13 protein-coding genes are annotated in these 14,924 nt (G+C 72.9%); 8 read left to right on the top strand and 5 right to left on the bottom strand.

The window, feature by feature from the left end:
- Window positions 1–931 precede the first annotated feature (931 nt).
- The 8 genes from NX794_RS35535 (at window position 932) to NX794_RS35500 (ending at window position 9,047) form a co-directional block, all read left to right on the top strand.
- Window positions 932–1,831 (top strand): LysR family transcriptional regulator, encoded by a 900-nt coding sequence (locus NX794_RS35535; protein ID WP_258783843.1) that lies wholly within the window; start codon window positions 932–934, stop codon window positions 1,829–1,831.
- Between the two features lie 164 nt (window positions 1,832–1,995).
- Window positions 1,996–2,421 (top strand): cobalamin B12-binding domain-containing protein, encoded by a 426-nt coding sequence (locus NX794_RS35530; RefSeq protein WP_258783842.1) that lies wholly within the window; start codon window positions 1,996–1,998, stop codon window positions 2,419–2,421.
- Window positions 2,418–3,764 carry a methylaspartate mutase gene (locus NX794_RS35525; RefSeq protein ID WP_309506067.1) on the top strand — a complete coding sequence of 449 codons (1,347 nt, stop codon included), beginning with the start codon at window positions 2,418–2,420 and terminating at the stop codon, window positions 3,762–3,764. Before NX794_RS35530 ends, NX794_RS35525 begins: the two co-directional genes overlap by 4 nt.
- Window positions 3,765–3,861: 97 nt before the next feature.
- A complete protein-coding gene (locus NX794_RS35520; RefSeq protein ID WP_258783841.1) occupies window positions 3,862–4,797 on the top strand; it encodes a transporter substrate-binding domain-containing protein in 936 nt (311 codons plus the stop codon).
- Window positions 4,798–4,838: 41 nt separating this feature from the next.
- Window positions 4,839–5,825, top strand: coding sequence for a DMT family transporter (locus NX794_RS35515; protein ID WP_258783840.1), 987 nt, complete (start codon window positions 4,839–4,841; stop codon window positions 5,823–5,825).
- Window positions 5,822–6,865 (top strand): aspartate-semialdehyde dehydrogenase, encoded by a 1,044-nt coding sequence (locus NX794_RS35510; RefSeq protein WP_258783839.1) that lies wholly within the window; start codon window positions 5,822–5,824, stop codon window positions 6,863–6,865. Before NX794_RS35515 ends, NX794_RS35510 begins: the two co-directional genes overlap by 4 nt.
- Window positions 6,862–8,001, top strand: coding sequence for an amino acid kinase family protein (locus tag NX794_RS35505; RefSeq protein WP_258783838.1), 1,140 nt, complete (start codon window positions 6,862–6,864; stop codon window positions 7,999–8,001). Before NX794_RS35510 ends, NX794_RS35505 begins: the two co-directional genes overlap by 4 nt.
- Window positions 8,002–8,006: 5 nt before the next feature.
- On the top strand, window positions 8,007–9,047 hold the full coding sequence (locus NX794_RS35500) for a TauD/TfdA family dioxygenase (protein WP_258783837.1): 1,041 nt from the start codon (window positions 8,007–8,009) through the stop codon (window positions 9,045–9,047).
- Between the two features lie 367 nt (window positions 9,048–9,414).
- Here the strand turns inward: NX794_RS35500 and NX794_RS35495 are convergent, their stop codons facing one another.
- The 5 genes from NX794_RS35495 to NX794_RS35475 form a co-directional block, all read right to left on the bottom strand.
- Window positions 9,415–10,437 carry an enolase C-terminal domain-like protein gene (locus NX794_RS35495; protein ID WP_258783836.1) on the bottom strand — a complete coding sequence of 341 codons (1,023 nt, stop codon included), beginning with the start codon at window positions 10,435–10,437 and terminating at the stop codon, window positions 9,415–9,417.
- Window positions 10,438–10,623: 186 nt separating this feature from the next.
- Window positions 10,624–11,631: a LuxR C-terminal-related transcriptional regulator gene (locus NX794_RS35490; protein ID WP_258783835.1), complete on the bottom strand. Its 1,008-nt coding sequence runs from the start codon at window positions 11,629–11,631 to the stop codon at window positions 10,624–10,626.
- A gap of 115 nt (window positions 11,632–11,746) precedes the next feature.
- Window positions 11,747–12,430: an HAD family hydrolase gene (locus tag NX794_RS35485; RefSeq protein WP_258783834.1), complete on the bottom strand. Its 684-nt coding sequence runs from the start codon at window positions 12,428–12,430 to the stop codon at window positions 11,747–11,749.
- 110 nt (window positions 12,431–12,540) lie between these two features.
- The gene (locus NX794_RS35480; RefSeq protein WP_258783833.1) at window positions 12,541–13,677 is read right to left on the bottom strand and encodes an acyl-CoA dehydrogenase family protein; all 1,137 of its coding nucleotides are present in this window, start codon (window positions 13,675–13,677) and stop codon (window positions 12,541–12,543) included.
- On the bottom strand, window positions 13,674–14,741 hold the full coding sequence (locus NX794_RS35475; RefSeq protein ID WP_258783832.1) for a ScbA/BarX family gamma-butyrolactone biosynthesis protein: 1,068 nt from the start codon (window positions 14,739–14,741) through the stop codon (window positions 13,674–13,676). The genes NX794_RS35480 and NX794_RS35475 overlap by 4 nt, the downstream gene beginning before the upstream one ends.
- Window positions 14,742–14,924: the final 183 nt, after the last annotated feature.

Below are 14,924 nucleotides of genomic sequence, written 5' to 3'. Positions count from 1 at the left end.
ACAACGGCTGCCGGCACGGGCCCGGTGCGGACGACAGGAGGTGTCGGACACGGCCGCAGGGGCAGCCGGATGTGCACCGCAGGAGCCCCGGCCCGGGGGCGTACGGGCATCCGAGCGAGGACCGCCCGCCACCACGCCGACCGAGGGGACACGGTACCGACGCCGGGCGGCAGATCGCGCAGGCCGGGCGTGGACCGCCGGCCACCGACGCCGGACAGATACCGCACTGCGGGCAACAGCCACCGGACACGGCCGCCGACACCGGCACGATGCGGACCGCAGGGCGTGACGTACACGGCTGCACGGGCAGCCGGATGCGCACCGCAGGAGCCCCGACCGGGGGGGCGTACGGGCATCCGAGCGAGGACCGCCCGCCACCACGCCGACCGAGGGGACACGGTACGGACGCCGGGCGGCAGATCGCGCAGGCCGGGCGTGGACCGCCGGCCACCGACGCCGGGCAGATAACCGCGCTGCGGCAACAGCCGCCGGACACGGCTGCCGGCACCGGCACGATGCGGACCGCAGGGCGGGACGTACACGGCTGCACGGGCGGCCGGATGCGGACCGCAGGAGCCCCGACCGGCGGCTACGGGCATCCGGGCGCGGACCGCCAGTCGCCATGCCGGCCGAGGCGACGCGGGCCGCCAGCCGCGACGCGGGGACGGGCCCGGGAAGGAACGCGCGAGACCGGCCCGGGAAGCAAAGGGAGCCCCCGTGTCCGTACCCCCCGTTCCCGCAGCATCCCCGCAGGTGCCCGCGTCGTCGCAGGCGCCTCGGAAGGGCGGCCGCAGGCCCCCGCTCCCCCGGCACATGCCGGTCGTGGGCACTGTGTGCCACCGGCATGTACTTCCGTGGGCAGGGGGCGGATCGGCAGGCTCAGGGTCTCGGGCACGAGGATCAATTCCGTCGCATCCTCCGGGAGAGACCAATGGACATCCGGCAACTCCGGACCTTTCACCGCGTCGCCACGCTGGGGAGCTTCACCCGGGCAGCGGCCGAACTCAACTACGCGCAGTCCAGTGTGACCGCGCAGATCAAGGGCCTCGAAGTGTCCCTCGGCAGCGAGCTGTTCGAGCGGGTCGCGGGGAAGGTCAAGCTCACTCCGGCGGGCACCCGACTGCTGCCGTACGCCGGGCAGATGCTGTCGCTCGCGGACGAGGCGCGCGGTGCCGCGTCCCCGGACGCGCGGCCCGAAGGGGTGCTGACGGTCGGCACGATGGAGAGCATCACCTCGTACCGCATGCCCTCGGTGCTGGAGTACTTCCACCACCGCTACCCGCGGCTCCAGATCGCCCTGCGGCCCAGCCTGTGCGCCGAGACCCTGCACTCGCTGCGCCAGGGCGTGTTCGACGCGGGCTTCCTGATGGAGGCCGAGACCCAGCACTCCGGTGTGCACAGCGAGGTGCTCGGCGTGGAGCCGCTGGTCATCGTGGCCGCGCCGACCCACCGGCTGGCACGCGAGGTCAAGGTGGAGACCGACGAGCTGCGCCAGGAGTCGGTGCTCGCGCCCGAGGCCGGCTGCGCCTACCGGGAGCTGCTGGAGGCGGAGTTGAACGACGGTTCGGGCGAGGCGGTGCCGTTCCTGGAGTTCGGCAACATCGAGGCGATCAAGCGGGGCGTCGGCGCGGGGCTCGGCATCAGCATGCTGCCGCGTATGACGGTCGCCGACGAGCTGGCCGCCGGCGCGCTGGTCCCGCTGGCCTGGGAGGCGCCGTTCGAGCTGTACACGCAGCTCGCCTGGCGCAAGGGGTCGCACCTCTCGCGCGAGCGTCAGGTGTTCGTGGAGCAGGTCATCGATTTCCTCAGCCAGGAATACCAGAATTCCTGAGGTCCGAGAAAAGCGATCGATCGGCTCGATAAAGCCCATCTGCAATACCGAACCGCATTTCTGGACTCGGCGACTGCTCGGCACGGAGACTAATAGAGTCACCGTTACAGAGGCAAGGAGAACCCCTTATGTCTCAAGTCATGCTCCCGGCGAAGAAGTTTGTCGTGTCGAGCGTGTCTTCCGACGCCCACATGTGGAATCTGGTCTTTCTGCAACTCCTGCTGGAGGAGCAGGGCGCGGATGTCACCAACCTGGGCGCGTGCGTGCCGGACGACCTCATCATCGAGGAGTGCCGGCGCAGCCGCCCGGACGCCCTGGTCATCAGCACGGTGAACGGCCACGGACACCTCGACGGGCTGCGGCTGATCCGCCGTATCCGCAGTGAGCCGGACCTGGCGGACCTGCGGGTCGTCATCGGCGGGAAACTGGGCGTGCGCGGCGCCGAGAACATCGTGTTCGCCGAGGAACTCGCGCTCAGCGGTTTCGACGCGGTGTTCGAGGCGGACGCCGGAATCGACAGTTTCCAGGAATTCCTGGCGACGCTCGACAGCGCCGAGCGGCCCGCGCTCACCTCGGGAGCCGCCGCGTGAACACACCGGCTCGAATACCCGGGGGTTCCCTCGCGGGAACCGCGCGGCGGGGGCGTTTCACCCGTCGTATCAAAGCGGCGCACGCCGAGGGGCGGCTGGTGGTGCAGCCGAGGATGGGTTTCGCGGATCTCCCCACGATGCGCGAGGGCCTGCTCGGAGTGCGGGCCGCCGACGCGGCGGCGGTCGGCACGATCACCCTGGACAGCTACACCCGTGTCAACGACCACGACTCGGCCCGAGCGGCGCTGCGCACCGGCGCGGAGCTGAACGGGTTCCCGCTGGTGGCCCATGGGTCCGACACGACCAGGCAGTTGCTGGATTCCGTGTCGGGGGACGCGTTCCCCGTCCAGATCCGGCACGGGTCGGCGCTGCCGTACCCGTTGTTCCGGGCGATGGTCGAGGCCGGGGTGGACGCCACCGAGGGCGGCCCGGTGTCGTACTGCCTGCCCTACAGCCGGGCGCCGATCAGCGAGGCGGTGAAGGCGTGGGCGCAGTGCTGCGAACTGATCGCCGAGCAGCCGGAGCCGATGCACCTGGAGAGTTTCGGCGGCTGCATGCTGGGGCAGTTGTGCCCGCCCAGCCTGCTGGTGGCGCTGAGCGTGCTGGAGGCGCTGTTCTTCCGTGAGCACGGACTGCACGACATCTCGCTGAGCTATGCGCAGCAGACGCATCCGGGCCAGGACCTGGAGGCGATCGCGGCGCTGCGCCGGCTCGCCGGTGAGCGGCTGGCGGCCGCCGACTGGCACGTGGTCCTGTACACGTTCATGGGGGTGTTCCCGCGTACTCCCGTGGGCTCGTTCCGGATCCTGGAGGAGAGTGTCCGGCTCGCGGTGCGCAGCGGCAGCGAGCGGCTGATCGTGAAGACGCCGGCGGAGGCGCACCGGATTCCGACGATCGCGGAGAACGTGGACGCCCTGGAGTTCGCCGACTCCATCGCGCGGGACGAGGCGAGCCGGGTGCCGGAGGTCGGGGCGACCGACTCGGGGATCTACGAGGAGGCCAGGCTGCTGGTCGACAGCACCCTGGAGTTGGCGCCGACGGTCGGCCAGGCGCTGGTCGAGGCCTTCGCCCGCGGGCACCTGGACGTGCCGTACTGCCTGCACCAGGACAACGCCAACCGGTCGCGGGCGTATGTCGACGCGGGCGGGATGCTGCGCTGGGCGGAGGCGGGGCGGATGCCGTTGCGGGCGGACGGCGGTGGCGGCAGCCGGCGGCCGGTGAGTGCCAAGGGGCTGCTGACGATGCTCGGGTTCAACGAGCGCCGCTTCGACCGCGAGCAGCTGACCCACGCGCACCTGCGGGGGCTCCAGTACAGCCACCCGCCGCGGCGGAGCCTGACGTGAGGGCGCCGCGCGCGTCCGCGTCGTCCCTCGCCCTGCGCCGGTTCGGCGTGCTGCTGCTACGCGGCAGGCGCCGGTTCACCCACCCTAGGAGCATGTCATGAGCACACCCACCCTGGACGCCGTACGGAAGCGCGGGGCGCTGCGGGTCGCGGTCAGCCGTGGCATCCGCGGGCTCTCCCTCGAAGGCGCCGACGGCCGCTGGAGCGGTCTGGACACCGAGGTCGCGCGGGCGGTTGCCGCCGCCGCCCTCGGCAGCGCGGAGGCCGTCGCCTGGATGCCCACCGACCCCGCGGACCGGCTCACCCGGCTGGCCTCGGGCGAGGTCGACCTGACCGTCTGCAACGTGAGCTGGACCCTGGGCCGCGAGGCCGCCCAGCCGGTGCTGTTCGCCGGCGTCACCTGCTACGACGGCGAGGGCTTCCTGGTCCGCGCCGACAGCGGGCTCACCACGCCCGAGGACCTGGCCGGGCGCCGGGTGGCCGTCCAGGCGGGCACCACGAGCGCGGCCAACCTGGCCTCCTGGTACGGCACCCGGGGGTACGCGGTCGAGCCGGTCGCCTACACCACGCCCGGCGAGACCCTCGCCGGCTACGCGGCCGGCGAGTGCGCCGCCTACGTCCTGGACCGGGTGGCGCTGGCCGGGGAGCGGGCCGCGCTGGCCGACCCCGAGGCGCACCGCATCCTCGACGCGGCCATCTCGCGCGAGCCCATGGCGGCGGCCGTCCGGGACGCCGACCCGGCCTGGTTCCGGCTGTGCCGCTGGGTGCTCCAGCTCCTCGTCGCCGCCGAGCACCAGGTGGACGAGGTCGGCGAGCGGGACAAGGCGCTCGCGCAGGCCGCCGAGACGGCGGGCGTCCACGGACCCGCCATCGGTCTGGACCGGGACTGGGCGGCCCGGGTGCTGGACGCGGTCGGCACCTACGCCGACGTCTACGAGCGCAGTCTCGGCCCGGCCACCGGCCTCGCCGTGCCGCGCGGCCTCAACGAGCTGTGGACCAGGGGCGGCCTGCACTACGCCGTGCCCCTGCACTGACCACGACATCACCCCCTCAGACCCTTCAGAAAGGCACTCACATGAGTACCGACACCCGTGCCCCGAACCAGGAGAAGAAGGGGGCCATCGAGCTGACGCTCGCCATGGTGCTCTCGGGCACCCTGGGCGTGTTCGTCATCGAATCCGGTGCCTCGCCCTTCAACGTGGTGTTCTTCCGCTGCCTGTTCGGCACGATCGCGCTGGGCCTGTACTGCCTGCTGCGCGGCTACTTCAAGAACCACGGCTTCACCGCGAAGAAGCTGGGCCTGGCGGCGCTCGGCGGCGCGTTCATCGTGTTCAACTGGGCCTTCCTGTTCAAGTCGTACGAGGGCACGTCGATCTCGGTGGCGACGGTCGTCTACCACACGCAGCCCTTCTACGTGATGCTGCTGGGCTCGCTGATCTTCCGCGACAAGCTCACGGCCACCAAGTTCGGCTGGCTCGGCGTGGCCTTCGTCGGCCTGATCCTGGTCGCCGGGGTCTCCGCGTCCGACCTGACCGGCAGCGGGGACGGCGCCTACCTGGCCGGTCTCGGCTACGCGCTGCTCGCCGCCGTCTTCTACGCCGTCTCCACCCTGATCACCAAGCGCGTCACCGGGGTGCGGCCGCATCTGGTCGCCCTGGTGCAGCTGGTGCTCGGCATCTTCCTGCTGCTGCCGTTCACCACGCTGAGCCAGACCAAGGACCTGGGCGCGGACTGGGGCTGGCTGGTCGGCCTCGGCGTCATCCACACCTGCGTGATGTACGTCCTCATGTACTCCGCGTACCAGAAGCTGCCCACCCCGAAGATCGCCGTCCTGGCCTTCGTCTACCCGGCCGTGGCCATGCTCATGGACTGGGCCGTCTACGGGCACAGCGTCAGCTGGCTCCAGGCCCTCGGCATCCCGCTGATCGTCGCCGCGAGCCTCGGCATCAACCTGGGCTGGACCTTCAAGGGCCGGGCCGCCAAGCCGGCCGTTCCCGCTGCCGCCCCGGCCCCCGCCCCCGCCGCGTCCAAGGTCGAGATCAACTCCGGAGGCACCCGATGACCCTCGTGACCGACCCCACCGCACCCCGCGTCGCCATCGTCGGTGCCACCGGCGCCGTCGGCAACACCCTCATCGGCCTGATCGAGCAGCGCGGCCTGCGCTACCGCGACATGCGGCTGGTCGCCTCGGCCCGGTCGGCCGGCACCGAGTTGAGCGTCGACGGGGTGTCCTACCCCGTGCAGGCCGTGGACGAGTTCGACTTCTCCACCGTCGACCTGGCGTTCTTCTCCGCCGGCACCGAGGCCAGCCAGCAGTGGGTGCCCAAGGCCGTCGCGGCCGGCGCCGTCGTCATCGACAACACCATCGTCTACCGCATGGACCCCGACAGCCCGCTGGTCGTGCCGCAGGTCAACGCGCACGAGCTGGACCGGCGGCCGAAGTCCGGCGTGATCGCCAACCCGAACTGCTCGACCATCCCCCTGGTGCGGCTGCTGAAGGGCATCGAGGAGCGCTGGGGTGTGCGGCAGGCCGTGGTCAGCACCTACCAGGCCGCCTCCGGCCTCGGCCACCCGGGCGTGGAGGAGCTGCGCGACGCCAGCCGGGCCGCGCTGGAGAACCCCGAAGAGCCGTACCCGGCCAAGGAGTTCACGCCGTCGCTGGCCTTCAACGTCATCCCGAAGATCGACCGCTTCCTGGACACCGGCTTCACGCTGGAGGAGCAGAAGATGCTCCAGGAGTCCCGCAAGATCCTCGGCATCCCCCACCTCGACGTCACCACCACCTGTGTCCGGGTGCCCGTGGTCAACGGCCACTCGGAGGCCGTGTGGATCGAGGCGCAGGGCGTGGTCGACCGTGCCGAACTCGTCGAGGTGCTGGCCGCGTTGCCCGAGGTGACGGTGCACGACCGGGAGTCGCCGCGCGAGTTCCCGACCCCGGCCACCATCGACGACCCGCACCGGGTGCACGTCGGCCGGGTCCGGGTGAACCCGAACAACCCGCGTGCCTTCTGGCTCTGGCTGGTCGCCGACAACCTCACCATCGGCGCCGCGCTCAACGCCATCCAGATCGCCGAGGAACTCATAGCCCGGGGGACCCTGTGACCGACACGCCGCCGACGGGCGCCGGAGTGCCGCCCGCGGTCCTGAAGTTCGGGGGCTCCAGCTTCCGCACGCTGGCCGCGTACCAGCAACTGGCCGAGGCGCTGTCCCGGCGGATCGAGGAGGAGGGCGCCCGGCTGGTGGTCGTGGTGAGCGGCCAGCCCGGCGAGACCGAGCAGTTCCGCGAGCGGCTCAGCCAGGTCAACCCGCACCCGGAGGACGAGACCGTCGCGGGCCTGCTGACCCTCGCCGACACGGTGGGCGCGCAGTTGCTCGCCACGGCGCTGCACCGCACCGGCCGCAGCGCCACGGTGCTGGCCGGCCACCAGCTGGGCCTGACCACCGACTCGGCGTTCATGTGGGCCCGGCTGGAGCACACCGACCCGGAGCCGCTGCGCACCGCGGTCCGCGACCACGACGTCGTGGTGGTGCCCGGCGGACAGGCCGCCGACAAGGAGGGCCGGCCGACCTGGCTGGGCAAGAACAGCTCGGACCTCTCCGCGGTGGCCGTCGCGGCGGCGGTCGGCTCGCCCCGCTGCGAGATCCACTCCGACGTCGACGGCATCTACAGCTCCGACCCGCACCTGATCACGGGCGCCCGGCTGCTGACCGAGGTGTCGTACAACACGGCCGCGCTGATGTCGCTCTACGGCGCGAAGGTGCTGCACCGCCGGGCCGTGCGGCTGGCCCAGCGCAACCGGATCGAGATCGTGTGCCGCTACAACCGGCCGCCGTTCCCGGCCGGTTCGGTGATCGGCAACGCCGGTTCGTCGGTGGCCGCGGTGGTCCTGAACCAGCGGTCGGCGGCCCTGCGGTACGCCACGGAGGAGCTGGCCGACCGGGCGTACACCGTCTTCCACGGCGCCAACATCGACGTCGTCCGGCTGACCTCGGGTCCGCTGGTCGCCGTCACCGGCGGCTTCGTGGACCTGCCGGAGTTCCAGCGGCGCAACGGCGTGGAGCCCGGCGAGTACGCCGGCATCCCGGTCTCCGCCGTGCGCGGCAGCCAGGTGGCGACCCAGCTCGCCACCGACGAGGAGGACGCGCTGCACCTCACGCAGCGCCTGCACGACCACGTGAACCGTCCCGGCGCGGAACTCGACCCGGACGCGCCGCTGTTCGAGATGCAAGGAGTGTGACACCCATGACCGCGACCACCGACCTCACCGCCCCGGCCGCCGCACCGGTCACCACCAGGACGCTCGGCCTGATCGACCTCTCCGACGAGGTGCGCGACGCGCTCGGCGCGCAGCTGGAGCGGCTGCCGGATCCGAACACCGACATCGACCACACCATGACCCGGCTGCTCCAGATCTTCTCGACCCTGCCGACCGGTGTGCTCCAGCAGATCCTCGACTTCGGCCGCCACATCGACACCCCCGGCGTCACCCTGATCAGCAATCTGCCGGTGGACGCCGAGCTGCCCGACACCCCCTCGGACGGCGGCCCGAGCCAGGACAAGAAGACGTTCGTGGCGGAGGGTGTGCTGCTCGGCCTCAGCGGTCTGCTGGGCGAGCCGATGGGCGTGCTGACCGAGAAGGCCGGGCAGTTGGTGCACGACGTCATCCCGGTCCCGGGAGGCGCGAAGACCCAGACCAACCAGGGGTCGGACGTCTTCCTCAACTTCCACAGCGACATCATGCACGACGTGATCGGCCGCTACGACGTCGCCAACCCGGACTTCCTGGTGCTGAGCTGCGTGCGCGCCGACCACGAGGGCGTGGCCGGCACCTACTACGCCGACGCCCGTGACATCCAGGCCGCGCTGGCCCCGGAGGTGCTGGACACGCTGCGCAGCCCGCTGTTCCGGCTGAACGCGCCGGGCAGTTACGTCCGGGACGTCGCCGGCGGCCAGGACGTGCTGTCGGAGCCGGTGCCGATGATCAGCGGGCACCAGGACTTCCCGGAGATCGCCATCTCCGCCAACGGTGTGCACCCGCTCACCAGCGGCGCCCGGGAGGCCCTGGACATCCTCCAGCAGGTCTGCCGGCAGGTCTCGCACAGCGTGCACCTGCGTCCGGGCCAGACCCTGCTGATCAACAACCGCAAGGGTGTGCACGCCCGTTCGGTCTTCACGGCCCGCTACGACGGCCAGGACCGCTGGCTCCAGCGGACCTACGTGCGCCGCAGCCTGTGGAACGTGCGCTACCGGGTGACGGAGGACAACCGCCGCGTGCACTACTGAGCCGCCGGCGGGCTCCGCTCCCCGCTGCCCCGCAGGCCGTCCGGGTTCCGCCCGGCGGCCGGCGGGGCTCGCCGCTTTTCGGGCCCGGCGTGGCACCGACCGGTCATTCCCCTGGCGGCCAGGCCGTGCAGGCTGTCAACGGCCGTGTCACATCGGATGATCGGAGTGGCATCCCGCGCCGCGAGGCGGCGGACGGGACACGGCACGACAGAGGAGCAGCCACCATGCGCACCCCCCACCGCAGCACCGGTCCCGCCGTCCGGACACCCGAGGACGACGACCTGATCTGGGGCTGAGCCCCCGCACGGCTGTCCCGGCCGGCGGACCCTGCGCGGGTCCGCCGGCCGGGACAGTCATATGCCGCGGGTCAGCCCCACAGTTCCGGCGCGGGCAGCGTCAGCCTGCCGCCCGGGGCGGCCAGTTCGCCGTGTTCCCCCGGCACGCACAGCGTCCGCGGCAGGCTGACGAGGTCGGCCGCGGGCGCCGCGTGCAGGGTCGCCGCCCAGGAGCGTGCCGTGGCGGGCGACGAGCCGAGCAGGACCAGCAGGCCGCGCTGACCGGCCTGTTCGATCAGCCCGAGGGCCGTGGTGAGGCCGCCCACGGCGTCCAGCCTGAGGTGGATGCCGTCGTACCGGGTGACGAGCCGCCCGAGGTCGGCCACCTCGCCGTGAGCGGGGTCGGCGATGATCGGGAAGGGGCGGCGCAGGGCGGCCAGGGCGCCGGACTCGGGCTCGGGCAGGGGCTGTTCGAGCAGCCGTACGCCGTGGTCCACGAGGGTGGGCAGCATGGTGCGCAGCCGGTCCATGTCCCAGCCGCCGTCGGCGTCGGCCATCAGCCAGGCGTCGGGCCGGTGCCGGCGTACCGCGTCGAGCCGGGCGATGTCGTCCTCGACGGCTCGGGCCCCGAGCTTGAGGCGGAGCGAGGTGAAGCCGTCGCTGTGGTGCAGTTCCTTCTCCAGCCGGGCGTGTTCCAGCAGCGGGAGGGTGCGGACGGCGGGCGCGGGCCGCGGTGGGGGCACGCCGAGCAGTTCCCAGACCCGCAGCCCGCTGCGCTTGGCGAGCAGGTCCCACAGCGCCGCGTCGAGGGCGCTGCGCAGCGGGCCGGGCGGCAGCAGGTCCGCGAGTTCCAGGGGGCTGACGACATGGCCGAGTGCCGCTTCAGCGGATTCCAGTTGGGCGTGTACGGCGTCCCGCGCGTGCGCCTCCAGATACGGCAGCAGCGTGGCCTCGCCCCGCCCGGTGCTGCCGGCCCCGCGCAGGGTGACCCGGAGCACGGCCCAGGTGCGCCCGCTGTCGGCGGCACCGCCGTCGGGCGCGGGCACCGGCAGCACGGCGCACCGGACCCGCAGGGGTGTCCCCGTCAGGGATCGGAGGAGTACCGGGTCGAACACGAGGGCTCCTGACTGGCTGGCATGTTGCCGGAGCACCATCCTGACGACGGCCGCGTCCCGGGGGCCAGCGTCAAGGCCCTGCCCATGCCGGTCTGGCCGCAACCGGTCAACCCGGGCCCAGGACGGGCACCGGGCGGCAGCAAGCGGGCATCGGCGGGCATCGGGCCGGCGGAACCCGCCGACGTCCTAGTCGAGCAGGCCCATCCGGGCCGCCGTGATGCCCGCCTGGAAGCGGCTCTCGACGTCGAGGCGGCCCATCAGGTCGGCCATCATGCGCCGCAGCGTGCGCACGGAGACGCCGAGTTCGCGGGCTATCGCCTCGTCCTTGCGGCCGGTGGCCATCAGGCGCAGCATCCACAGCTGCTGGGAGGAGAACCCGGTCTCCCGGCCGGACTCGGCCGTCTCCAGGGGCGCGGCGGACGCCCAGCACATCTCGAACACCTTCACCAGCAGCGCGGTGACGGCCTCGCCGCGCAGCACCATCATGGCGTTGCCGGAACGGGCGTGCAGGGCGGGGACCAGCGCCTGCACGCGGTCGACGAGGATGAAGCGGAACGGCACGATGCTGGCGATCCGCACCTGCGCGCCGGCCGCGCGGAGCCCCTGGAGATGGGTCATCGCGTGGGTGATCCGGGTCATCGGCCGCAGATGGATGCTGCGCATCGTCACGCCCCGGTCCAGCACCCGCAGATCGCGTTCGAGTCCCTGGGAGAGCACCTCCGGTCCCATCACCGGTCCGGGGTGCACGCTCAGGATCTCCGACGTGGCGATGTCGGCGGCGTCGGCGAGGACACGGGCGATCCGCTCGGGGCTGGTGACCACTTCGAGCCCGTTGGTGCGGGCGGTGTGCAGCGGCAGGAACACCTCCCGCATGGCGCCGATGCGTTCGCGGGTGCGCCGGATCTGCTCGGTCAGCTCGGTGGCCGCCTGCTCCTCGGCGGTGAGGAGTCTGAGCAGGGCGGCCTCCGGCGCGGTCGCCCTGGCCGTGCGTTCCTCGGCCTCCTCCCCCGCCGGGGAGGCGCCGGCGGGGGCCTCGACGAGCAGGCCGAGCCCGAGCAGTTCCTGGCGGGCCTGTTCGATCTCGTCGACCGTGGTGTCCAGTTGCTCGCAGGCGCTGCGCACGGTCCAGTCGCTGCGGGCCGATGCGTACTCGAAGAGCCTCAGGGCCTGCGGCCCGATGGTCGGTGCGCTCATGCGTCCGCTGCCTCTCCCCCGTCCTGCGAGTCGACTGGTAACATACCCTCTCGAAGGTATTTTTTCCAGAGACCAATCAGGGTCCCTTCCCCCGGCGTGGGAGCGGTCCCGCTCGTCAACTCGCGGCCGGCATCACCAGGTTGTCCGGGTGCGGGCAGGCGTGCGTGCCGATCACCCGCCAGCCCCGGGCGGCGCCGTGCGCGCGCAGTACCGGGTCCTCCCCAACCACCACGGGATGCCCCACCAGGGCCAGCATCGGCAGGTCGCTGCTGTGGTCGCCGTACGCGAAGCAGTCACCGGGGCGCACGCCCCGGCGGCGGATGAGGGCGGCCACGCCCTCCGCCTTCGCCGGTCCGATCATGGAGCGCCGCACCTCACCGGTGAGCGTTCCCGCCGCATCGGTCAGCTGCTCCGTGGCGAGGACGTGACGGATGCCGAGGTGCTCCGCGACGGGCTGGACGAGGGCCCGGCCGGACCCGGTGACGAGCGCGGTCTCGTGGCCGTCCCGGTGGTGCCGCTCCAGGGCGTCGAGCGCCCCGGCCACATAGGCGCGGTGCTGCGTGCGGTACTCCGCGTACCACTGGCGGGCGGCCGCCTCCAGGCGTGCCAGCGGTACACCCGCGAAGTGGCCGAAGTACCCGCGGTTGAGGGTCGCCCGGTCCGCGCCGGACGACCGCAGGACCGGGGGCGTGCGCCCCTCGCGGACCAGCCGGTCGGTCCAGTGGTGCCAGAAGCTGAGCATGCTCTTCTGGGCGAGCAGGGTCTCGTCGAGGTCGAAGAACGCGATGCGCCGGATCATGGTGTGGCCCTTTCCTGGTGGCCGAAGGCGCGCCGGGCAGCGGGGGCGCGGTCGCCCGATGGCCGGCCGTCGGCGCGGGCGCGCGGCGCGTGACGGCCGGGGCGGGCGAATCAGGCCCCGAGGACGGCCCGCGCGTAGGCCTGCGCCGAGGAGTCGAAGCGGAGCATGGCGTGTGTCGAGGCGGTCCGGATGTCGCGCCGGCGGCGCTGGACCGGGTCGTCGTGGGACTGCTCCCGGCTGCCGGCCGTGCCGAGGAGCCGGTCGACGGCGGTCGCGCACATCTCCACGGCGGCCACGACGTCCCGCACCGTCTCGGCCACCGTCAGCGGTTCGATCCGCGCCTCGTCGGCGCGGGCCGCCGCGCTGTCCATCAGGAGCTTCGCGGCGCGCAGTTCGGCCGCCGAGCGGGTGAGGACGGTACGCGGGCCGGAGTCCGGGTCCGCCGGACCGGTGCGCTCCCTGGCGGTCCGGGTCCAGTCGGCGAGCGCGCCGCGGGCGGCGCCCAGCACCGGCGCCGCGAACATCAGCGCGGCCACGAACGGGTAGGGCACGATGTGGCAGCGGGCGGCGCCGGGTTCGCGCGGGGCGAGCAGCCGCTCCCGGGGCACCGTGCGGTGGGCCGGCACCCGGGCCCCGTCGAGGCGGACGGTGTTGCTGCCGGTGCCGCGCATGCCGAGGGTGTTCCAGGTGTCGAGGACCTCGCAGTCCGCGGCCGGCACCAGGAAGAGGGTGGAGACGTCGCCGTCCGGGCCCTCGGCGAGGGCCGCGAGCAGCACCCAGTCGGCGAACGCGATACCGCTGACGTTCGGCCACTCCCCGCTGAGCAGCCAGCCGCCGGGTTCGGCGACGGCACGCAGCCGGGGCTGGGCGACGCCGGCCGCGATCCGGACGTCGGGGGACGCGTCCCACAGTTCCCGGCGGGCGCGTGCCGGCAGGTAGGCGGCCAACCGGCTGTGGGCGGCGAAGAGCGCGGCGACCCAGGCCGCGGAGGTGCAGCCCTCGGCCACCTCGGCGGTCGCCCGCACCAGTTCGCCGAACGAGCCCTCCGCACCCCCGTGTTCGGCGGGGACGAAGTGCCGGCCGAAGCCGGCCCGGGTGATCTCCGCGATCACGTCGGGGTCGAGCCGGCGCCGCGCGTCGGCCTCGTCGGCGTGCCAGGCGGCGACCCGGGCCGTGCGGCGCGCCTGGAGGACCGCGGGTGCGGCGGGCTGGGGGTCGCCGGGGAGCGGGGCGGAGTGCGGCGTCATGCGCGGGCCTCCCGGACGCCGGCGCCGACCGCGTCCCGGCCGGGTGCCGGGGCCGCCTTCCAGCGGGCGCTGCCGGACGCCACGGTCCTGCCGTGCTGCACCGCCTCGACGGTGACGGTGGCCTGGTCGGCCGCCTCCGGTGCGCCGGCGTGCCGGACGACCAGCCAGGTGGGCGCGGCCAGTTCGCAGTAGGCGCCGAACTCGACCCCGCCGCCGGACATGGTCCACTCGTACAGCGGTGCCGGGGCCGGGCCCAGGGCGGCACACGACGCCTGGCGCACCGCTTCGAGGAGCAGCATGCCGGGGACGTGGTCGCTGGGGTGGTCGAAGAAGACGGGGTGGGACTGGTCGACGTGCAGCAGCCAGGTGCCGCCGGGCTCGCCCGCCACGGCCGGACCGTCCTCCGGCGCGGCGAACTCGGCGACCACCACGTCCAGCGCGCGCTCCCGGCCCACGAGTTCCGGCGCCATCACACGCGCGCCGGGCAGCGTCACCGTGACCGCGGTGCCGGGGGCGGGCGGCGGGGTCCCGTCGGTGCCGCGGCTGCGCAGCGCGGTGTAGCGCGCCGGTTCGACCGCCTGCCACGTGACGCTGCCGACGGCACGCACCCCGCCCGCGCAGACGAGCTGCGCCTCCAGGGTCAGTGCCGCGCGTTTCGGCGTGCGCTGCTTGGTCTCCCGGCAGCGCACCTCCAGGACCACGGGCTCGTCGGCGTCGTCGTCCTCGCCGGGCGGCGCCGCCATGTCGAAGTCGAGTGCGCAGAAGATGAACGGGTGGTCGAGCGGCACCTCGTAGAAGCGGTGCGACAGGTAGATCGCGGTCTGCCGCAGCATCTCCACGAAGAGCGTCGGATCGCTCGCGCCGGCCGAGTCCGGGCGGTACAGCCCGTGTCCGGCGGGCTGCCGTACGGCCAGGTAGAAGTGTCCCGGTCGCACCCGCACCGCGTCGGTCAGCAGTACCTCGTCCGCCGCCGCCTTGTGCACCAGTCTTCGCGGCACGATCCGCTCCAGTGCGCCCCCCTGCGCGTCCTTCGGTATGTCCGTCGCCAGCACGTCGCCAGTCATGTCCAGTCCCCACTGCAGATAGACGGTTCAGATCAGTCACTGAGCTCATGCGCAGCCCGCCGGGGCCTGGACTCTCTCTCCCGGCGGCCGAGAGAAATATACCTCCGGGAAGGTATATTGCAATGGGATTCTCTGAGATCGTGGGTACTGGCAGGTAGGGACCGCAGGGGCCCTTCGCGATCA

The organism is Streptomyces pyxinicus (assembly GCF_024753135.1).
In the GTDB taxonomy this organism is placed as follows: domain Bacteria; phylum Actinomycetota; class Actinomycetes; order Streptomycetales; family Streptomycetaceae; genus Streptomyces; species Streptomyces pyxinicus.
This window is presented reverse-complemented; position numbering and strand designations above follow the sequence as displayed.